Origin of the sequence: Kaistella sp. SH40-3 (genome assembly GCF_030686865.1) — a bacterium.
In the GTDB taxonomy this organism is placed as follows: domain Bacteria; phylum Bacteroidota; class Bacteroidia; order Flavobacteriales; family Weeksellaceae; genus Kaistella.
This window is the reverse complement of the sequence record NZ_JAQYUS010000007.1, coordinates 24,857-45,847: the sequence shown is the minus strand read 5'-3', so window position 1 is coordinate 45,847 and position 20,991 is coordinate 24,857. Positions and strand designations below refer to the sequence as shown.

General features: G+C 35.6%; 23 protein-coding genes and 1 pseudogene. 21 read left to right on the top strand and 3 right to left on the bottom strand.

Annotated elements, in window-relative coordinates:
* Positions 1 to 6: 6 nt before the first annotated feature.
* Positions 7 to 384 (bottom strand): annotated as a pseudogene (locus tag PUH65_RS11620) (GxxExxY protein).
* A 118-nt stretch (positions 385 to 502) separates the two neighbouring features.
* Complete coding sequence (gene ruvB / locus PUH65_RS11615) at positions 503 to 1,525, bottom strand: Holliday junction branch migration DNA helicase RuvB (RefSeq protein WP_305520167.1); 1,023 nt, start codon at positions 1,523 to 1,525, stop codon at positions 503 to 505.
* 153 nt (positions 1,526 to 1,678) lie between these two features.
* Here ruvB and PUH65_RS11610 point away from each other — a divergent pair, with 153 nt between their 5' ends.
* The 19 genes from PUH65_RS11610 (at position 1,679) to PUH65_RS11520 (ending at position 17,271) form a co-directional block, all read left to right on the top strand.
* Positions 1,679 to 2,824, top strand: a complete 1,146-nt coding sequence (locus tag PUH65_RS11610) for an MFS transporter (protein ID WP_305520166.1) — start codon at positions 1,679 to 1,681, stop codon at positions 2,822 to 2,824.
* A 279-nt stretch (positions 2,825 to 3,103) separates the two neighbouring features.
* Positions 3,104 to 4,327: an imidazolonepropionase gene (gene hutI / locus PUH65_RS11605; protein WP_305520165.1), complete on the top strand. Its 1,224-nt coding sequence runs from the start codon at positions 3,104 to 3,106 to the stop codon at positions 4,325 to 4,327.
* Positions 4,328 to 4,362: 35 nt separating this feature from the next.
* The gene (gene paaB / locus PUH65_RS11600) at positions 4,363 to 4,644 is read left to right on the top strand and encodes a 1,2-phenylacetyl-CoA epoxidase subunit PaaB (RefSeq protein WP_125024240.1); all 282 of its coding nucleotides are present in this window, start codon (positions 4,363 to 4,365) and stop codon (positions 4,642 to 4,644) included.
* 84 nt (positions 4,645 to 4,728) lie between these two features.
* The gene (paaC, locus tag PUH65_RS11595; RefSeq protein WP_305520164.1) at positions 4,729 to 5,478 is read left to right on the top strand and encodes a 1,2-phenylacetyl-CoA epoxidase subunit PaaC; all 750 of its coding nucleotides are present in this window, start codon (positions 4,729 to 4,731) and stop codon (positions 5,476 to 5,478) included.
* 154 nt (positions 5,479 to 5,632) lie between these two features.
* Entirely contained in the window at positions 5,633 to 6,106 is a 474-nt protein-coding gene (gene paaD / locus PUH65_RS11590) for a 1,2-phenylacetyl-CoA epoxidase subunit PaaD (protein ID WP_305520163.1), read from the top strand.
* A 162-nt stretch (positions 6,107 to 6,268) separates the two neighbouring features.
* Entirely contained in the window at positions 6,269 to 7,066 is a 798-nt protein-coding gene (locus tag PUH65_RS11585; RefSeq protein ID WP_305520162.1) for an enoyl-CoA hydratase-related protein, read from the top strand.
* 84 nt (positions 7,067 to 7,150) lie between these two features.
* Positions 7,151 to 8,284: a 3-hydroxyacyl-CoA dehydrogenase NAD-binding domain-containing protein gene (locus PUH65_RS11580; protein WP_305520161.1), complete on the top strand. Its 1,134-nt coding sequence runs from the start codon at positions 7,151 to 7,153 to the stop codon at positions 8,282 to 8,284.
* Positions 8,285 to 8,299: 15 nt separating this feature from the next.
* A complete protein-coding gene (locus tag PUH65_RS11575) occupies positions 8,300 to 8,605 on the top strand; it encodes a hypothetical protein (protein ID WP_305520160.1) in 306 nt (101 codons plus the stop codon).
* A gap of 4 nt (positions 8,606 to 8,609) precedes the next feature.
* Positions 8,610 to 9,023, top strand: a complete 414-nt coding sequence (locus PUH65_RS11570; RefSeq protein ID WP_305520159.1) for a PaaI family thioesterase — start codon at positions 8,610 to 8,612, stop codon at positions 9,021 to 9,023.
* Positions 9,024 to 9,062: 39 nt separating this feature from the next.
* Positions 9,063 to 9,194 (top strand): hypothetical protein, encoded by a 132-nt coding sequence (locus tag PUH65_RS11565; protein ID WP_305520158.1) that lies wholly within the window; start codon positions 9,063 to 9,065, stop codon positions 9,192 to 9,194.
* A 240-nt stretch (positions 9,195 to 9,434) separates the two neighbouring features.
* A complete protein-coding gene (locus tag PUH65_RS11560; protein ID WP_305520157.1) occupies positions 9,435 to 9,947 on the top strand; it encodes an RNA polymerase sigma factor in 513 nt (170 codons plus the stop codon).
* 11 nt (positions 9,948 to 9,958) lie between these two features.
* Positions 9,959 to 10,630, top strand: coding sequence for a hypothetical protein (locus tag PUH65_RS11555; protein WP_305520156.1), 672 nt, complete (start codon positions 9,959 to 9,961; stop codon positions 10,628 to 10,630).
* 11 nt (positions 10,631 to 10,641) lie between these two features.
* Complete coding sequence (locus PUH65_RS11550; protein WP_305520155.1) at positions 10,642 to 11,889, top strand: DUF4252 domain-containing protein; 1,248 nt, start codon at positions 10,642 to 10,644, stop codon at positions 11,887 to 11,889.
* Positions 11,890 to 11,893: 4 nt separating this feature from the next.
* Positions 11,894 to 12,418, top strand: coding sequence for a DUF4252 domain-containing protein (locus PUH65_RS11545; RefSeq protein WP_305520154.1), 525 nt, complete (start codon positions 11,894 to 11,896; stop codon positions 12,416 to 12,418).
* 159 nt (positions 12,419 to 12,577) lie between these two features.
* The gene (gene guaB, locus PUH65_RS11540; protein WP_305520153.1) at positions 12,578 to 14,038 is read left to right on the top strand and encodes an IMP dehydrogenase; all 1,461 of its coding nucleotides are present in this window, start codon (positions 12,578 to 12,580) and stop codon (positions 14,036 to 14,038) included.
* A gap of 96 nt (positions 14,039 to 14,134) precedes the next feature.
* Positions 14,135 to 14,587: a DUF6759 domain-containing protein gene (locus tag PUH65_RS11535; protein WP_305520152.1), complete on the top strand. Its 453-nt coding sequence runs from the start codon at positions 14,135 to 14,137 to the stop codon at positions 14,585 to 14,587.
* Positions 14,588 to 14,777: 190 nt separating this feature from the next.
* Entirely contained in the window at positions 14,778 to 15,812 is a 1,035-nt protein-coding gene (gene nirK, locus PUH65_RS11530; protein ID WP_370692042.1) for a copper-containing nitrite reductase, read from the top strand.
* 35 nt (positions 15,813 to 15,847) lie between these two features.
* Positions 15,848 to 16,699, top strand: coding sequence for a formylglycine-generating enzyme family protein (locus PUH65_RS11525; protein WP_305520151.1), 852 nt, complete (start codon positions 15,848 to 15,850; stop codon positions 16,697 to 16,699).
* Positions 16,696 to 17,271, top strand: a complete 576-nt coding sequence (locus tag PUH65_RS11520; protein ID WP_305520150.1) for an SCO family protein — start codon at positions 16,696 to 16,698, stop codon at positions 17,269 to 17,271. Before PUH65_RS11525 ends, PUH65_RS11520 begins: the two co-directional genes overlap by 4 nt.
* Before the next feature lie 97 nt (positions 17,272 to 17,368).
* Here the strand turns inward: PUH65_RS11520 and PUH65_RS11515 are convergent, their stop codons facing one another.
* Positions 17,369 to 18,439 carry a DUF4407 domain-containing protein gene (locus PUH65_RS11515; protein ID WP_305520149.1) on the bottom strand — a complete coding sequence of 357 codons (1,071 nt, stop codon included), beginning with the start codon at positions 18,437 to 18,439 and terminating at the stop codon, positions 17,369 to 17,371.
* A 201-nt stretch (positions 18,440 to 18,640) separates the two neighbouring features.
* On the opposite strand from PUH65_RS11515, the gene PUH65_RS11510 reads away from it, so the two are divergent.
* Entirely contained in the window at positions 18,641 to 20,464 is a 1,824-nt protein-coding gene (locus PUH65_RS11510) for a GEVED domain-containing protein (RefSeq protein ID WP_305520148.1), read from the top strand.
* A 54-nt stretch (positions 20,465 to 20,518) separates the two neighbouring features.
* On the top strand, positions 20,519 to 20,989 hold the full coding sequence (locus tag PUH65_RS11505) for a hypothetical protein (RefSeq protein ID WP_305520147.1): 471 nt from the start codon (positions 20,519 to 20,521) through the stop codon (positions 20,987 to 20,989).
* Positions 20,990 to 20,991: the final 2 nt, after the last annotated feature.

Sequence of the window (20,991 nt, the reverse complement as noted above, 5' to 3'; positions counted from 1 at the left end):
TAACGTCTATAATTTATTGACTATTCTTTTAACACCATCTTTAAACAATAATGAGTGAAAGTTTAAAATCATTCCCAATTTAAATCCTGTAATTCTTAAATAATTTAAAAGTTGATAAGTATGATAACTATTAATCTCAGAAACTGTTTTAATCTCTGTTATTACTTTATCCTCAATTAATAAATCCAATCTAAAAGCCTTTTCAATAATCAATCCTTCATATTCAACTGGAATGTCTTTTTGCATTTCAACTTTTCAACCTTTTCTCTTTAATTCATAAACCAAACATTCTTCGTAAACTGCTTCATACAGTCCAATTCCAAGTTTACGATGAATTTTTAACCCCGACTCAAATACAACTTTTGAAATTTCATTTTCATTCATATTTCAAGTATTTACTTTTAAGATATCTACTCAAGCCTTGGCTAAGTGAAACGCCTTTGCGACCAAATAATAACAAATATATTAAAATTTCTTTGCGTCTTTTGCGTTAAAAATAAGTCTAAAATAGTTCATCCGGTCTTTTCGGAATCGAAATATTCAAATGTTTATATGCTTTCTCCGTCACTTCTCTTCCTCTCGGAGTTCGAATAATAAAACCTTCCTGAATCAAAAACGGTTCATAAACTTCTTCCAAAGTTTCCGGATTCTCTCCAATCGAAGTTGCCAAGGCAGAAATCCCCACCGGTTTCCCACGGAAATTTTCGATCATCACGCGCATAATTCTATTGTCCATATCATCGAGTCCGAATTCATCAACATTCAATGAGTTCAAAGCAAATTTCGTAATTTCAATTTCAATTTCGCCATTTCCTTTAATCTCCGCAAAATCCCGAACTCTTCTCAAAAGTGCATTTGCAATTCTGGGTGTTCCACGACTTCTTCTGGCAATTTCCAAAGCGGCATCTTCATAGATTTTAACATCTAAAACTCTTGCACTTCTTTCGATAATCATTCCCAAAAGTTCAATCGTATAATATTCTAATCTCGACTGAATTCCGAATCTTGCCAACATCGGTTTGGTCAACATTCCACTTCTCGTAGTTGCTCCAACCAAAGTAAAAGGATTTAGTCCGATCTGAACACTTCTCGCATTCGGACCACTTTCGAGCATGATATCGATTTTATAATCTTCCATCGCCGAATATAAATACTCTTCTACAATGGGAGAAAGTCTGTGAATTTCATCGATAAATAAAACATCATTTTCTTCTAAATTCGTGAGCAATCCGGCCAAACTTCCGGGTTTATCCAAAACAGGACCCGAAGTTATTTTGCAGCCAACTCCCAATTCATTCGCGATAATATGTGCTAAAGTCGTTTTCCCCAATCCGGGTGGACCGTGCAAAAGAACATGATCCAACGCGCCGCCACGGTTTTTCGCCGCTGCAACAAACACTTCTAAATTATCCAAAGTTTTGCGCTGTCCCGCAAAATCCTGAAAACTCTGCGGACGGATTTTTTCTTCTAAAATCAATTCATCCTCGGAGAAATTTTCTTGATCGGGATGCAAAAAATCGGTCATTTATATAAATTTGTTCAAAGATAGAAAATTTTAGAACGGAAATATTCTTATATTTTTGATTAAAATAATAAAACCGAGCATTGTTTTTTCTTCTTTAAACTTTTATTTAAAATCCAAAACACCAAAAAATAAAAGTCTTAATTTTGCACCAATATGTTTTCAACACCTCAAAAGCAAAGAACTGCTTTATCTGCCTACTTCTTTTTATCGGGACTTTGTTTTTCTACCTGGGCTTCCAGAATCCCCACCATCAAAGCAATTTTTAATCTTACGGAAGGAGATTTAGGAAATCTCTTAATGATTATGCCTGCAAGCGCCATTATCGGAATTCCTCTTTCGGGATGGCTGGTCGCAAAGTATGACAGCCGAATTCCTCTACAATTTGCCAGCGTACTATTTCTGTTATCTTTATTTTCAATTGGTTGGGGTTTCTCATTGGTTGGACTTGTAATTTCCCTTGTTGTATTTTCAATCGCCCTCCGGATTATTAACGTCGCAATTAATACACAATCCCTTTCGATACAGGAAAAATTCGAAAAGAGAATCATGGGAAAATTTCATGGCGTTTGGAGCATTGGTGGTATTGCCGGTGTCCTTTTCTCAACGATTATGATTAAATACGAAGTCTCGATCTTCTGGCACTTTCTAATGATTATGCTGTTTGGTCTTTTAATAATTACCGGCATGTTTCCGTTTCTGATTAAAAATGATAAAGCGAAAACAAGCAATCCTTTCAAATTTCAAAAACCCAGCAAATACATTTCCTTACTTGGTTTCATCGTCTTTTTCGCCGCAGTTTGTGAAGGTGGAATGTACGACTGGAACGGCGTTTATCTAAAAGAAATTGTTAACCAGGAAGTTTTCACATACGGATATTTACTGTTCATGGTATGTATGACGATTTCCAGATTAACCATCGATAATTTGATGAGTCGATTTGGAATGCAAAAACTGTTCATCACAAGTTCAGTTCTTATCGTTTCGGGAGTTCTTCTAGCAACGCTTTTCCCCTTTTTGGTGCCCGTTCTCATCGGATTTTGCATGGTAGGATTTGGTGTTTCCGGACTTTTTCCTATGACATTTATTCTCGCTGGTAAAGCAAAAAAATATTCGGTTCCAATTGTGATTTCGATTATCAGCACGTATTCTACGGTCGGTATGTTTTTAGGCCCGCCGATTATTGGTTATCTTGCAAGTGCCTTTGGATTGCAAAAAGCATTTATCACTTTTATTTTTGCGGGATTAATGTTTATACCACTTTCAAAAATGGTTTTTGGTCATTTAAAAAAGACCAGTTAGATATTTATTCAATTCATTAGTAAAACACTCTTTATTAATACATTACGAAAAAATAAACCACAAAAGTCACAAAAGTTTCTAGTAATTTTGAAGATAAACAATCTCTCATAAAGATAAAAAAAGGTGATGCAAAAGCGTTCTGCCTATTTGAACTTTAATCGGACTATTTTTATGCTTTTCTCTTTTGTTACTTTTGTGGTTGAAAAAATTCAATTATAATTTTTTCCAAGTCCTAAAGTCTTTTATTTTAAATTTGAAAATATTTTAAAAACTATCCTCATGAAATTAATCGGTCCTTTCAAACAAATTGTAACGCTTGCCAATCTTCCGTTGCGTGGAAAACTTTCAGATGATCAACTCGAAATCATCAATGAGGGCGGACTTTTAATTAAAAATGGGAAAATTGAAACCGCTAATTCTTTCCAAGATTTAAAAGAACAATTTCCAAATATAGAAATCGAAAATATACAAGAGGAACAAATTTGTTTGCCGGCCTTTACAGATTCTCACACGCATATTTGCTTTGGTGGAAATCGCGCCAATGATTTTGCCATGCGAAATGGCGGGAAGACCTATTTAGAAATCGCAGAAAGTGGCGGTGGAATTTGGAGTTCCGTTCAACATACAAGATCTGCGAGCGAGGAAGAATTATTAAAAACAACTTTAGAAAGAATTAATTTTCTGATATCACAAGGAATTACGACGATTGAAATAAAATCCGGTTACGGTTTAGATGTTGAAAGCGAACTGAAAATGTTGCGTGTCATTAAAAAAGCACAAACTTTTACAAAAGCGACTTTGGTTCCGACTTGTCTTTCTGCCCATTTAAAACCCAGAGATTTTGAAGGAAGTTCGCAGGAATATTTACAATATATTTTAGATCAAATTTTACCCAAAGTAAAAGAAGAAAATCTCGCAAATCGAGTTGATATTTTCATTGAAAAATCCGCATTTCTTCCAGAAGAAAGCAAAGCATTTTTATTAAAAGCAAAAGAATTAGGTTTTGAAATTACCGTTCATGCGGATCAATTTACGTCAGGAAGTTCGAGAATCGCCGTAGAAGTTGGTGCAAAATCAGCGGATCATTTGGAAGCAACAATTGATGAAGATATTGAGTTTTTAGCAAAATCTGAAACGGTTGCAACTGCACTTCCGGGCGCAAGTTTAGGTTTAGGAGAAAAGTTTACGCCAGCCAGAAAAATTTTAGACGCAGATGGAATTCTCGCCATCGCCTCGGATTGGAATCCAGGTTCTGCACCGATGGGAAATTTAATTACCCAAGCGAGTATTTTAGCGACTTTCGAAAAATTATCGACGGCGGAAGTTTTAGCGGGAATTACTTTCCGATCGGCTTTTGCTTTGAATTTAGAAGATCGTGGAACTTTAGAAAAAGGAAAGAAAGCAGATTTTGTTATTTTTAAAACAGATAATTTCCAAAATGTGCTTTATCAACAGGGAAGTTTAAAAGCGGAATCCGTTTACATTGACGGTGAAAAGTTTTAAAAAAATCTTATCTTTAAACCATAAAATTCAGATCAATGAGCAACTTAGATATGTGGGAAGTTTTTATCCAGACAAAACCGGGACTTTCCCATAAACACGCAGGAACTGTGCAGGCAGCAACGGCGGAAATGGCATTACAGGCAGCAAGAGATGTTTACACCAGAAGAATGGAAGGAACCTCAATTTGGGTCGTTCCGAGTAAATATTTGGTGACTTCGGAAGGAATTGATAAAGAAGCATTTTTCGATCCGGCCGATGATAAACTCTATCGCCACCCGACTTTTTATGAAATTCCGAATGATGTGAAAAACATGTAAATTCTTAGAAACAAGAATCAAGAACCAAGAATCAAGACCTTAATTCTCGGTTCTTGGTTCTTGGCTCTTAAATCTTTAAAATAAATGAATCCACTTTTTAATTATACTTTAAAATTAGCCGATGATACTTTGATTTTTGGTCAAAGGTTGGGCGAATTGTGCGGACAGGGACCTTATCTGGAAGAAGATATCGCCTTGACGAATATCGCTTTAGATTATCTCGGACAGTCTAATAATTTTTATAAATACGCCGCGCAAATTCAGGATCTTGGAAAATCAGAAGACGATTTGGCATTTTTGCGTTTGGAAAAAGAATATCTGAATTGTCAGTTGTCGGAACTTCCGAATGGTGATTATGCAAATACGCTTTTGAAAGTTTATTTCTTTTCGGTTTATCAGAAAATTCTTTACACGGAATTAATGAAAAGCAGCGATGAACAACTTTCTGCAATTGCGGAAAAATCTTTGAAAGAAGTAAAATACCATTATACGCATACTTCAACCTGGATTAAAATGTTTGCTGGCGGAACCGAGGAAAGCAAAACCCGTTTGAAAAACGCGGTTGAAAATCTTTGGGAATATACGGCCGGAATGTTTGCAGAAACTCCGGGCGAAGAAGATTTAGCAAAATTAGAAGTTGTTCCAAACGGAAAAGAAATTTATGAACTTTGGAAAAAAACAGTTACTGAAGATTTCCAGAATTTCGGCATAGAAATTCCAGAAAGTGACTTTATGCAAAAAGGTTCCCGAACTGGTTATCACACCGAATATTTCGGTTATATTTTATGTGAATTGCAATATATGCAAAGAACTTATCCGAATTGCGCCTGGTAATTTTAGTTGATAGTTGATAGTTGATAGTTGATAGTTGATAGTTGATAGTTGCAAAATTATTGATATTGCCCTTTGATGAACTTTTCAACTGCATAATTCACTTTAATAATCATAAAACTTTTGTGCCTTTTGTGGTTAAAAAAATATAAATCCCGTGGTTAATCAAGCAGACTTATTAGAGATACTTTCCCAAATTCCGGATCCCGAAATTCCCGTTATCAATATTGTGGAACTCGGCATTGTTCGGGAAGCAAAAATGATTTCCGACAACGAAGTTGAGATCGTGATTACGCCGACTTATTCGGCATGTCCGGCGATGTTTAATATTGAAGAAGACATCATTAAACTCTTTAAAGAAAAAGGAATTCAGGCAAAAGTTATTACCAAAATTTCTCCCATTTGGACGACCGACTGGATTACCGACGAAGCCCGTGAAAAACTGCGCGTTTACGGAATTACGCCACCAGAAAAAGGAAATCACGAAGATCATTTAAATGTTCCGAAAAAATGTCCAAGATGCGGTTCGACCAATACAAAGCAAATCAGTAGATTTGGTTCTACCCTTTGCAAAGCCAGTTATCAATGTAATGATTGTCTGGAACCTTTCGATTATTTTAAATGTCATTAATTCAATTTGAAAATGTGCTAATTTGTAAATTTGATGATTTAAGAAATCGTTATTCAGCGCATTATTTTAAATATAATTAATCGTTTATCTTTGTTAGAATCCTTTTTTTAAACGGAAAAATCCAATCACATTTTCAAATTTTAAAATTCTCAAATTAATAATATGTACACACAACTCGAAATAGAATCTCACTTGGATGGGAAACTGCAAATCGCCTATCTGAACGACGAAAAAACTTATAACAGTTTAAATAAAACTCTACTTTCTGAACTTCGAACTTTTGTTCATGATGGAAGTCGTGATGAAAATGTTCGTTGTCTGGTGATTTCAGGTCGTGGGAAAGCGTTCTGTTCGGGACAAAACTTGAAAGATGCGATGTCTTTTAATGATCCGGATGAAGATCGGGTTATTCAAAGAATAGTGATTGATTATTATAATCCTTTGGTGAAAGAAATTGCAAACGCCAGAAAACCTGTAATATCTTTGGTTAATGGTCCTGCAGTTGGCGCCGGTGCAATGTTGGCGTTAATTTGTGATTTTACATTAGCGACTGAATCTTCTTATTTTTCACAGGCTTTTGTCAACATCGGATTAATTCCTGATACCGGCGGAACGTATTGGTTACCAAAACTTTTGGGCAGACAACAGGCGAATTATTTGGCGTTTACCGGAAAAAAACTATCTGCAAAAGAAGCAAAAGATTTAGGATTAATTGCCGATGTTTTCGAAGATGAAAATTTTATGGTGAATTCGATGGGCGTTTTAGAACAAATCTCCAATCTACCGACGAAAGCGATTTCCTTAACAAAAAAAGCCTTCAACGAATCTTATGATAATACATTGAGTCAACAACTGGATGTAGAAGGAATATTGCAACAAACAGCCGCCGAATCAGAAGATTTCATGGAAGGAGTTTCAGCATTTTTGGAAAAAAGAAAACCGGAATATAAAGGTAAATAGCACATTGTAGAATGTCGGATGTACAAAGAAAAATATAAAATACTTCTTACATCCGACATTTTACTTTTTACAAAAAATAGAACAATGAATAAAATTGGAATTATCGGTTCTGGAACCATGGGAATTGGAATTGCACAAGTTGCAGCAAATTCCGGTTGTGACGTTTTTTTGTACGATGCGAATTCAGCACAGATACAAAAATCTTTAACAAGTCTTAAAAAGGTTCTGGACAGATTGGTTGAAAAACAAAAAATATCGCCAGAAAAAAGTGAAGATATTTTTTCTAAAATAAAACCTTGTACGGAACTTTCGGATTTTAAAGATTGTGATCTGGTCATTGAAGCCATTATTGAAAATAAAGAAATCAAAACGAAAGTTTTTCAGCAATTAGAAGAAATTGTTTCAGATGACTGTATTATTTCGAGTAATACTTCTTCGATTTCGATCACTTCCCTATCTTCAGAATTAAAAAACCCGAAACGTTTTATTGGAATTCATTTTTTCAATCCGGCGCCTTTGATGCCTTTGGTGGAAGTGATTCCTGGATTATTAACGGAGAAAACTTTAGCGCACGAAATTACGGCGTTAATGGAAAGTTGGAGAAAAACTCCAGTGATTGCGAAAGATGTTCCTGGATTTATTGTGAACAGAATTGCGCGTCCGTTTTATGGAGAAGCGTTGAGAATTGCTGAAGAGAATATTGCCACGCCAGAACAGATTGATGATGCGATGCGAACTTTGGGGAATTTCAAAATGGGACCTTTTGAATTGATGGATCTCATTGGAATTGATGTCAATTTCTCTGTAACAAAAACGGTTTATGCAGATTATTTTTTCGATCCAAAATACAAACCGAGTTTGCTTCAACAAAGAATGAGCGAGGCAAAATTACACGGTAGAAAAACGGGAAAAGGTTTTTACGATTATTCTGAAAATGCTCAAAAACCCGCTCCCGAAAAAGACGAAGAATTGTACCAGGAGATCTTCACGCGAATTTTATCAATGTTAATCAACGAAGCCGTAGAAGCCAAACGACTGGGAATCGCCAACGACGAAGCCATCGAATTAGCCATGCAAAAAGGCGTGAATTACCCAAAAGGTTTGCTGCAATGGGGATTTGATATTGGGTTTGATAAAGTTTCTGAAACTTTGCAAAATCTTTACAATGAATATCAGGAGGAAAGATACAGACAAAGTCCTTTACTTCGTAAAATGTAATAATTAAATAAATCTATGGATAAAAAGAACGAACTTTCTGACTGGTCAGATAAAAAATTAATTAAACAAAGAGATCTCTTAAAAGGAGTTTTAATCGGAATGTATGTCGTTTGTTTTCTCTCGATTGTAGCATTACTGTATATCTTTTTCTTTAAAGAATTTGCCAAATTATCAATTGGCAGTTTTATTCCTGTTTTTCTGTTGCCGGTCATTACTTTACCTTTACTTTCTCAGGTGAATTCCTTAAATAAAGAAATTAAATCCCGCAACTTAAAAAAAATTTCGCCCATTATATTTTCATTTTTAAAATTATCAAATTAAAACCATGACTCCACACGAACTCGCTCAATACATGCTCAATCAGGATCACTTCTCACAATGGATGGGAATAAAACTCATCGAAGTTCGCGAGAAATATTGTCTGATTGAAATGCCTGTAAAACAAGAAATGATCAACGGATTGCGAACGGTTCACGGCGGCGTAACTTTTTCTCTTGCGGATTCTGCCTTGGCTTTTTCTAGTAATAATACGAATGAGGCTTCGGTTGCGCTACATTGTTCCATGAACTTTACTAAAGCAATTCGATTGGGAGATACTTTAACGGCGGAAAGCGTTCTCATTTCCGATACCAGAAAAACTGGAGTTTACGATATTTCGATTACGAATCAGCATAAAGTTTTGGTAGCAACTTTTCGGGGAACGGTTTATAAAATTGAAAAGAAGGTGACGGATTTGTAGATTTGAATTTCACTTAATCCCAAGTAAAAAAACTCAATCATGAAAAATTTAAATACCAAGAAATCTATTCTTAAAACTGAACTTAAAATGGGTGAGAAAAGCGGTTTTGTACAAAATTTCAATAGAAGTGAAAATTTGAAACAAATTCACAACAAACATCTAAAGAAGTAAAATCCTAATCTGCAGCCCGACTTGAACGGAGCTCTTTTTGCATGACTGAAATTTCTATTGATTAACAAATCTTCTAAAGCAAAAAAGCGGGAGTGGAAGGCGGAAATGTCTGCCCAAATAAAGAGAATTATTCCCAAACAATTTTGAGAAAAATGAAACTTCAAAAACTATTTTGAAGTTTTTTTTATTTTGATGTAATATAATCCCGAAATTAGTTGTCTTACTTATAGAAACAAAACAATGACCCACGAAATCTTTAAAAATACGGTATTCTGTCTCAAGGATGAGATGTATCGTTTTGCGAAAAGATTCGTGATTAGCAGTGACGAAGCGGAAGATGTTGTGCAGGATTTGATGATGAAATTCTGGCAGAAAAAAGAAGATCTGGCGAGTTTCGGAAATTTGAAATCTTATGCGATGAAGTCGGTGAAAAATGAATGTCTGAACCGATTGAAACACGAAGACGTGAAAATGGGCTTTGCAGATTTTCAAAAACACAGAAGTGAAATTCATGAAGTAGAATCTAATAATATGAAAGATCAGATTATCGGTTTTATTAATGAACTTCCGGGAAAACAGAAAGCCGTAATTCATTTGAAAGATGTAGAAGATTTCGATATTGCGGAGATTTCTGAAATTTTGGAAATGGAACAAAATGCTGTCAGAGTAAATCTGATGCGTGCACGACAAAAAGTAAAAGAACAAATCCTGAAATTGATGGATTTCGAAAATAAAATGATTGAAAATTTATAACAATTACTATCATGAAAAAAGACAATACGGAAGATCAATATAAAAAAATCACCCAAGAACTTAACGAAGAGAAGATGAACTGGGATTTTGAAGATTTCTTGGAGAAAACAAAGCAGGAAGAGAAAGTTATTCCTTTAGTTCCCAATAAGAAAGGCGGTTCTTTCCCGAAAACATTTTGGATGGCGGCAAGTGTAATATTGCTGGTATCAATAGGAATCTTCTTTAATTATGAAAGCGGAAATACAGTCTCTGAAAACGATCAACTGGTTCAGAATGAAATCAAAAAACAGAAAGACAGTTTTCGCCAGGAATCAAATCTTGCTGTGAATGCGATTAATGATTCTTTAAAAATAAAATCCGACAGCATCATTTCTGATTCTACCAGAACGGTTGAACAAATTGATGAAGCCGACATTATGGATCAGATTATTCCGAAACGCGGACGTATTTACCGAAATTCGAGACAGCGGTATGCAGAAGTTTCTATTCCAAAAGATAACGAAAAGACAAATTCAAAAACGCCGAAATACGAATCCAGTTACGTGATCATCAACGGACAAAAAATAGAAAACGAACAGGAAGCGATTGACTTGACGAAGTATTCCTTCCGGATTCTGTCTGAAAATGTATCTAAAACAGTGGCTCAAACCGAGGTGCTCAACTCCTTCACCAATGATTACTAAAAAATAATATCATGAAAAAATTACTCTTAATATTCGCCCTACTCTTTTCCTATTTCTTTCAGATTAATGCACAGAAAGATAAACTAGATCTACTTTTTGAAAAGTATCAGGAAACCGATGGTGTGACTTCCATCAAGATTGCTAAACCAATGTTCAACATGCTGAACAAGTTGAATATTGCGGATGATGAACTGGCTCAAATCAAACCTTTATTGAGTAAAATCAATGGCTTGAAAATTCTGATTATTGAAAAACCCGAAGATCAAAAACAGCAGAGTCAATTTCAGAAATTGGAGGCCGATATCGCAAGTTCCATTAAAAACATGAAATATGAAGAATTGATCACGGTGCACAGCAAAGACAACAAAATAAAATTTTTGTCTTCGGATGCAGTGAATGGGATTTTAGACAATCTTTTGCTCAGCATTAATGCCGACGGAAACTCTTTATTAATGATGCTTGACGGAAAAATTTCGATGGATGATGTGAACAACCTCATCAATGAAGCCGAAAAATCAGCGACGAAAAGTTCGGTAACGACAGAGAATAAAACCTCAACCGGAACTACGCAAGTTCGTAACGTCGGTAAGTTTACCGGAGTTTCTGTTTCGAGTGGCATTAAGGTGAATTTCACGCAGGGAAATAATCAATCAGTCATCGTTGACACCGATCCGAATTTACAGGAATATGTTTCTACGGAAGTTGAAAACGGAATTTTGGTAATTGCTGTTAAAAATAAAAACAACAAGAATTTAAATTTCAAAAAACTGCTCGTAACGATTGAAGCGCCACGACTTTCTTCTGTAAAAGTTTCCTCGGGATCTTTGCTGACGACTTTAAATACGATTAATGAAAATGATTTCCAAGCAGAGATTTCTTCCGGAGCAAATCTGAATGCGGATTTAAATATCAAAAATAAAACAAGTGTCGATATCAGTTCCGGCTCATCGATGAGAATGGATGTGAAAACCCGGGATTTCGAATTCGAAGGAAGCAGCGGTTCCTCTTCAACAGTTGTCGGAAATGCGGAGAATACGATTTTCAGTCTTTCAAGTGCAGCGTCTTGTAATGCGCAAGATTTAAGTTCAAAAAATGGAACAGCAAAGGCGTCATCCGGAGCATCGCTTAAAATGAATGTTACGGAAAGTTTAACCGGATCTGCAACTTCGGGCGCTTCAATTCGGTACAAAGGAAATCCGAAAAATATAATTGAAACAGGCAAATCATCCAGTGGTGGAAGTGTAAAACCTATAAATTAAAATCATGAAAAAATTATATTTCTTCTTTGGATTCGCTCTGTTGATAGTTACCATGCAGTCGTGCATTGTATCTCAGAAACCTAAAATGGGGTTCTTTGACAATCCATATTACGATTACGGCGGCGCACAGTTTACGAGTATTAATGTTCCCATGTTTCTGGCAAAACCGATTGTAAAAAAAGCATTGCGGGAAGATGGCGAAAGTGAAGAACTCATCAACCTTATCAAAAAAATTTCTGATGTTAAAGTGATGACCATCGAAAACGGAAACTCAGAAATGGTCGCTGATTTTGCTAAGTATCTAAAGAAAGATAATTATGAAGAATGGATGACGGTGAAGAAAGAAAAAGAAACCATCAATTTTCAGGCGAAACAGAAAGGGGAAGAAATCAGAAGATTGATGATTACGATTACTTCGGGAAGTGAATTGGTTTTGGTTGATGTTTCAGGAAAATTCACGGCGGACGATATTTCGCGCCTTATTAATTATTCAGAGAAAAATGACCTGCGAAAAAAGGTAACGCACTAATTTAAGAATTCAATTTAAATAAAACTTTTGCGTCTCTTGTCGTTTAAAATAAGAAACAATTAATAGTTCAAATTAACAGTTCAAATTAATTTTTTGTTAATAAAAAATACAAATTTTCATTTTTAATAAAAATAACTTAATTTTGCACAGAAAGTAAAGATGTCTATCCACAACAAAATCGTAGAAACGGCCATCACTTTCGATGACGTTCTTCTTATCCCTTCTTATTCAGAAGTTTTACCTAATCAGGTTTCCTTAAAATCAAGACTTTCCGATAAAATTACGCTCAATGTTCCCATCGTTTCCGCAGCAATGGATACGGTAACGGAAGCAGAAATGTCTATCGCTTTGGCGAGAGTTGGCGGTATAGGTTTTATTCACAAAAACATGCCGATCGAAGAGCAGGCAGCGCAAGTTTACCGCGTAAAACGTTCAGAAAACGGAATGATTTCCGACCCAGTTACCCTTACCAAAGATCACACTTTAAAATATGCCAAAGATTTAATGGCGGATTATAAAATTTCTGGTTTACCCGTGGTTGATGACGAAAATACCTTAATTGGAATCATCACCAACCGTGATGTAAAATACCAGGAAAACCTGGATGCGAAAGTAGAGGAATTAATGACGAAGGATAAACTCATTACTTCTGATAAAGAAACAAGTCTGGAACAAGCCAAACAAATTCTGTTAAAAAACCGCGTAGAGAAACTTCCAATCGTTGATAAAGATTTTAAATTAGTGGGATTAATTACCATTAAAGACATCGATAATCAAATGGAATATCCCAATGCAAACAAAGACAGCAAAGGAAAATTAATCGTTGGTGCCGGAGTTGGAATTGGTGAAGATACCATGGAGAGAGTTACTGCTCTAGTCAATGCCGGAGTTGATATTATCGCCGTGGATTCAGCGCATGGTCATTCTAAAGGGGTTCTGGATAAAATTACAGAAATTCGTGAAAACTTTCCTGATCTGGATATCATAGGTGGAAATATTGTAACTGCTGATGGAGCGAGAGATTTAATAAATGCCGGTGCCAATGTACTAAAAGTTGGTATTGGTCCAGGTTCAATCTGTACGACCAGAGTCGTTGCCGGAGTTGGTGTTCCACAACTTTCTGCTATTTATAATGTTTTCGAATATGCAAAAAGTAAAAATGTTGCTGTAATCGCTGATGGTGGAGTTAAACTTTCAGGTGATATTGTTAAAGCCTTGGCTTCTGGCGCAAGTGCTGTAATGCTTGGTTCATTATTAGCCGGGACTGATGAAGCACCAGGTGAAGAAATAATTTTCCAAGGTAGAAAATTCAAAGCGTATCAGGGAATGGGTTCACTTTCTGCGATGAGACGTGGCGGAAAAGAAAGATACTTTCAAAGTGAAGCCAAAAAATTCGTGCCGGAAGGAATTGAAGGTCGCGTCCCACACAAAGGAAAATTAGAAGATGTAGTCTTTCAGTTAACTGGAGGAATCCGTGCCGGAATGGGTTATTGCGGAACAAAAGATATTGAGACTTTGCAAAAAGACGGAAAAATGGTCATGATTACGGGAAGTGGTTTGAAAGAATCTCACCCGCATGATGTGATTATTACCCAGGAAGCACCGAATTATTCTTTGTAACAAAATTTTTAATTAATATAAATGCCGAGGTTAATTCCTTGGCATTTTCTTTTTATGGATTTTAATAATTGGTATATTTACTTTTTGAAATATGCTATGAAAAGATTTTATCTTCTAATTTCGTTTTGCTTACTCCTAAGTTGTGACCTAATTCCTATTGGAAATACGGTTTATCGACCCAATTCAAATACTGCAAATTCTACAGGCATCATTAATGAAAGTAAAGAATTTTCTGCTTTAATGGAAAAAGATCAAATTAATAAAGGTCGAGTCAATGCAGAAGTCGTGAGCTACCTCTTAAATGATTCTGATCCCAGCGAAAAAAGTACGGCTGCCGTTATCGAAAATACTTCGAGGTGTGATCTTATTTTGAGATTGGCCGGAATTTCAAATAACAAAATTTACAACTTACCTGTACCAAGAAATAGTAAAAATCAATTCGTCATCGAAAAAGGAAACTATACTTTAAAATCAAATATTTGCGGTGCGAAATATTATTCACAAAAAAACATTAAGAATCCACTTATTCTGAAACTTTCTACCAATTAGTTTTAATCTTTCTAAATTTTTTTTATCTTGAGCCTTTAAGTTTAATGATTATTAAAGTAAAAAGGCCTTCTACCAATGTTTTTTTTAACATCACAACTAATCTGATAAAACTCATAGTCCATAATTTTCAAATCTAATCCAATTAGGATAAATTTGTCCTATTAAACAGAAACAAATATAATTTACAATAATGAAACGTATTCTAACAAGTTTTGCACTCGTTCTTTTCGCATTACAAGCGTGCAAACAAAATCCTTCAGACAATTCCTCGGCACAAACCGAAAACACCATGGACATTAAAGTAAGTGGTGAAACTGAAAACCAAGCAAAAGTTAATCCACCCATGGTTCCTGCGCCAATCGGTGACCGTGCAGCCAAAAAAGTAGTCGTTCGGTTAGAAGCAACTGAAGAAGTTGGTGAACTTGCTGATGGGGTAACTTACAAATTCTGGACTTTCAACAGCACTGTACCCGGAACTTTTATCAGAATTAGAGTTGGTGATGAGGTTGAACTTCATGTAACCAACAGAAGCGACAGTGTTATGCCCCACAACATCGATCTTCACGCGGTGAATGGTCCAGGTGGTGGAGCCGAAGCAACGAACGTTGCGCCAGGAAAAGAAGCCATCTTTAACTTTAAAGCTTTAAATCCAGGACTATATGTTTATCATTGTGCTGCAGCGCCTGTTCCATTGCACATCGCAAACGGAATGTATGGTTTGATTTTAGTAGAACCAGCAGGTGGTTTGCCAAAGGTTGACCGTGAATATTACATCATGCAAGGTGAATTCTATACCAAAGGAAAAACTGATGAGAAAGGACTTCAGGAGTTTGACCAAGACAAAGGTGTTGACGAAAGACCAACTTACGTAGTTTTCAATGGTAAGAAAAATGCCTTGATGGGACCAAACGCTTTAGAAGCAAAAGTAGGTGAAACAGTAAGGATTTTCGTAGGAAATGGTGGACCAAACTTGGTATCTTCTTTCCACGTGATTGGTGAAATCTTTGACAAGGTTTATGTAGAAGGCGGAAGTACCATTAACCATAATGTTCAAACTACAGTAATTCCAGCAGGTGGAGCAGCCATCGTAGAATTCAAAGTTGAAGAGCCCGGAAATTATATTATCGTAGACCACTCTATTTTCCGTGCATTTAACAAAGGTGCAATCGGAATGCTAAAAGTGACTGGAGAGAAAAATCCGAAAGTTTATAATAAAGTTCAATAATCATATCCTCATTAATTATAATTAAAGAAACCGCCATGTCCAAAATTTTTAAAATATTGATGTTCGTTGGTGGTTTCTTTTTTCTACTGGTTTCTTGCGAAAAAGCAAATACGCTTTCAACGAAAAAGGTATCATCAGACACTGTCGAAAAAGAAGTTGCCATAAATCCAGATGTTAAAATGGTTTTAATTAAAGGTGGCGATTATCAACCTTTTTATGGCACAGACAGCACTTTGGTTAAAGTAGAAGATTTCTTATTAGATGAAAGACCTGTAACGAATGCGGAGTTTCTAGATTTCGTAAAGAAAAATCCAAAATGGAAACGCAGCAATATCAAAGCAATTTTTGCAGATGACACTTATTTGAAAGATTGGCAAGATGATGAAACGCTTCCTAAAAATGCAGATCCTAATGCAGCCGTAACTTATGTTTCTTGGTTTGCAGCAAAAGCCTATGCGAAAAGTGCAGGGAAGAGATTGCCGACTTTAGATGAATGGGAATATGTTGCCATGGCTGATGAAGAAACCCCAAATGCAAGAGAAAAACCAACCTACTCTGCACACCTCATCAATCTCTATAACGAAAAAGACCGACAAAAAAATAAAGTAAAAATATCTGCGCCGAATTTTTATGGAGTTTATAATATGTTCGATTTGGTTTGGGAATGGACGGATGATTTTAATTCTATCATGACGACCAGCGATTCCAGAACCGCAGAGTTCGATGATAAAGGATTATTCTGCGCTTCTGCGGCAACTAGCACCACTGATGTTCTGAACTATGCCTCTTTTATGAGATACGCTTTCAGATCAAGTTTAAAAGCAAATTATACCGTTGGAAATCTCGGTTTCCGATGTGCAAAAGATCTTTCAAATACCACAAAATGAAAAATTTCTTCATCATATTAATTTCTGCCTTATTCTTATTTTCCTGTAAAGAAAATACTGAAAAGCAAGCAGAGCCAAAAAAATCCGAAAATGGATCTATCTTTGTCCTGGATTCGAAATGGCAAAACCAGGATGGCAAAGAACTTCAATTAAAAGAGTTAAAAGGAAAGAACTTAGTTGTTGTAATGATTTTCACAAGTTGTACAACGGCTTGTCCGATTTTGGTTGCTGATATGCAAAAGATAGAATCCAAGATTGATCCTAAAAAATTAAAGGAAACAACCATGGTCTTAGTTTCTATCGATCCAGAGAATGATACTCCAGAAGTTTTAAAAGCGTACGCTCAACAAAGAAATATATATGGAGAACCTTGGCTTTTTTTAAGAAGCGATAAAGAATCTGTACGTGAATTAGCAAACGTCTTAGCCGTGAAATACAAAAAGATTTCACCGATTGTTTTCTCTCATTCCAACATCATTTCTGTATTTAATAAAAATGGGGAGATGGTAAATCAAGTAGAAGGAACCGTAAAATCTGAAGACGTTGCAAATACAGTAAATGGCCTGAATTAAAATAACACTAAATCAGCCATTATTGCCTGCGAAAGAAATTTTGCAGGTTTTTTTTACCACTGATGCGCAAAAGAGACTGATGAAATTTAGCGCTCTCTTATTCTAAATTATTTTTAAATTTTTCAATTCGATGTTCCGTTAATGCATTTCCTTTTTCGATTTTTTCTTTAGAATACAGTTTAAAATCATTTTCTGTTTTCTCCAAAAGATGGTCATAAGGTCCAACCGAAGAAATCAATTTTACTAAAACCGGAGCGATTTCTAAAGTAATAAAAAGTCCCATAATAAATGCTGCAGCCACTCCGATAATTGCGGAATTTTTTCCGAGTTCATCAAGTGCTTGTAATCGTGCTGCAAAACCATTAAACTGATCTTCGAAGGTTTCAGTTTTATCTCTTTCCTTTTCGATATTGGTGTACACTTTCGAAACTTCCTTATCTAAATATTCTAATCGTGGCGCAATTTGTTTTTGATAATTTTCCATATCCAAACGGCGTTGTTCTTTCAGTTCTGCTTTTCTTTTTGCATTCGAACCATAGCCAACTTTCCCACTGGTTAAGCCACTTTGTTTCCCCAAAATTTCTTTTTCCAATTCCACGGAAGCAGAATCGAATGATTTTTGATACTCCGCAATTTTAGATTGAATTTGTTTTTTCTCCGTTTCAAACGGTCCGGATTGTTGTAGAATTCTTCCGTTCATTTCTGCTTGAAGTTGCGTTTTATTTCTTTGAATAATGGTGTTCAATTGTTTATTAACTTCTTTTTCAAAGATTTTTAATTCTAATGGCTTAGAAATGATAATTCCTAAAAAAGCCGCTAAAATCAATCTCGGCACCGCCATCAAAAATTGATTCCACCACGTTCCGGTTTTTTTGATTGAAGAAACAATATACCGATCCAGATTAAAAATCATTAAACCCCATAAAACTGCAAAACCAACAGATATCCAAACATCATCAAAAACGGTAAACATGGCATAACCTGCGGACAGTGTTGCAAAAACTACGGTGAATAAAACAATTCCTCCGATCCCAGAAAATTTGTTCCATTCGCTAGGAGTTTTTCTTAAAATGTGAATATTTCCACCCGAGCAAATCATCAGAAACTGTTGAAACCAATTCATCGAATGATTGGTCTGATTGAGGGGATTTATCTGTTGAGTTTTCATTATTGTAAAATTATACTTTGTACAATTTGTAGCAAAAAACAGAACAATGTTACAGATAGTATTAGGTTTAACATTATAATACTAAAAAAAATTGGCAATATTTAAGAATCAGTATTAAACATTCTTAAATATTGACATGAAGCTCTCAAAAGCAGTAACTTAGTAGTCAAACTAAATATCTAATAACCAAAATCCTTAACCATGAAAAAGATTATTATCGTTGTAGCAATGATTTTTTCAATTGGAATTTTTGCTCAAACATGTGGATTTGATGAGGTTCAGAAAAACCTGGAACTCAAATATCCTGAAATTAAAAAGAACAGAGAACAGGCAGAAGCTCAACTTCTCGCGACCGATGTAAAATCCTATCTTAACAAAATTGGGGCATCATCTAAAAACGGACTTTATACGGGAACAATTTATGAAATTCCCGTTGTCATCCATGTCATTACCTCTTCCTCGGCTGCTAATTCAAGTCTTACCTTAACTGACAATCAAATCATCACCTGGGTTAACAACTGCAATCAAATGTTTGCAACTACTTACGGAAATGGATTTTTTCCGGAAGGTCCAGGAAGTCTTGACGGAAATGTAATTCCTATTAAATTGGTTTTAGCCAAAAGAACTCCACAATGTACAGCCAGCACTGGAATCGTGAGATATAATGGCAGCACCATCTCTGGATATGACCAATATGGTGTACAAAGAGCCACCGCAAATGGCGCCACTACCGAACAAATAAAAGCCTTAGCACCACATTGGTCAGAAAATTCTTATTTCAACATCTACGTTGTTATTGGTTTTGATGGAGACAAAACTACTTTTGGACTATTGGGCTGGGCTGGCTATCCAACAAATTCAGACGCCTTCTACGATAGTTTTATGAAGGTTACGGTAGTAACCAATACTAATGATGATACGTTGGCTCATGAATTCGGTCACGCTCTCGGACTCTTACACACTTTTGAAGGAGCGCCTTCATCACCAGTCAGTAATCCGCCCACTTCTGCAGACTGTCCTACTAACAACAACTGTATCATCGACAATGATAAAGTCTGCGATACCGCTCCATGTGCAAGTCTGCTGCGAGTAAATCCAACTCCAACCAATGCGGTTATAAATCCTTGCACCGGAACATTTTATGATGGTGTACAATATAACATTATGAACTATACCTATTCGCCAAGAAAATTCACAGCAGGTCAAAGAGATCGGGCACTTTTTGTTTTCATGCAATACCGAGCAAATTTAACCTCTTCTTTAGGAGGAACGGATTTGGGCATAAATCCAGGCGCAGGAACTTTAAATGAGGCGCTTTGTAATCCTGCAGGCATCACAACGCCAGGCAATTTTGGAATGGGACCAATCAATGTTTTACTTGGAAGTATTAACAACAGTTCTGGACCCTATAATCCGATGGCCAACAATTATTATGTAGATTACAGTTCTCAAAACTGTTCGAGCAGCGCAGTCTATACCAATATCCCTACCTCAACTGTAAGTGAGTTAAGTGTCAGTTTTAGAACCAATCCTCAGTTTATTAAAGCCTGGATTGATTATAATAATAACGGAATTTTCGAAACTTCGGAATTAATAGGCGCTTCGACCAGCAAAATTCAACCCGAAAACTCCCCTTATCTAATTTCATTTACTCCGCCAGCAAATGCTGTTAAAGAAACGTATTTAAGAATGAGGGTCATCGCAGATAATACCGACGACACTCCTTGCCAGAATTTAAGTTATGGACAGGCAGAAGATTACTCAGTGAGAATTACAAACGGTTTAGCCACAGTTGAAAATCCGAAAGATGTGGATTTAATTCATTATTCAAGATCTGAAAATAAACTGTCACTGATTAACAAGATTAACAGCAGAGGTTTTGGGATCTACGAAATCTACGATATGTATGGCAACATCATACAAAAAGGAAGTGCGAAAAATGATATCATGATTGAACAAAATCTTCCGAAAGGCACTTATATTGTTCATTATCAAAACACCTCCAAAAAATTCATTAACAATTAGATAAACTACGAAAGAGCCATTTAAAAACATGGCTCTTTCTTTAGATAAAAAGTCATGAAAAAAACTATTCTATTTTTCATTATTGTTTTGTTCTTCTATCAGTGCAATTCTCAAAAGAAAGAATTAAATCCTCAACCAATGTTAGAAATAAGCAATAGCGAAATACCGAATCAAAAATACTTTGTGGGCAAATGGTACAATACTGAAACCTATTATGTCACTGGAAATAATAAAAAACTTCAATCGCAGTCGAATTGCCAGTCAAATTCCTATTGGGATTTTCAGATAGAAAATGATATTTTGAAACAATCAAAATTCACAGCAAAAGGTAAGAACTGTTCTGAGTTTATCTCAACCCATAATGGTTCCGTAATTTTCACAGATCATGAAATGCAGTATTTTGTAGATGATGTGATGTATTCAGTTACTATAAAAGTGATCTCTGATCAGAAATTCATCTTAATGACAAAAGATTTTATCGGCAAGAAAAATGTAGTTATTGAAAAAACCTACGAGAAAAAATAAAA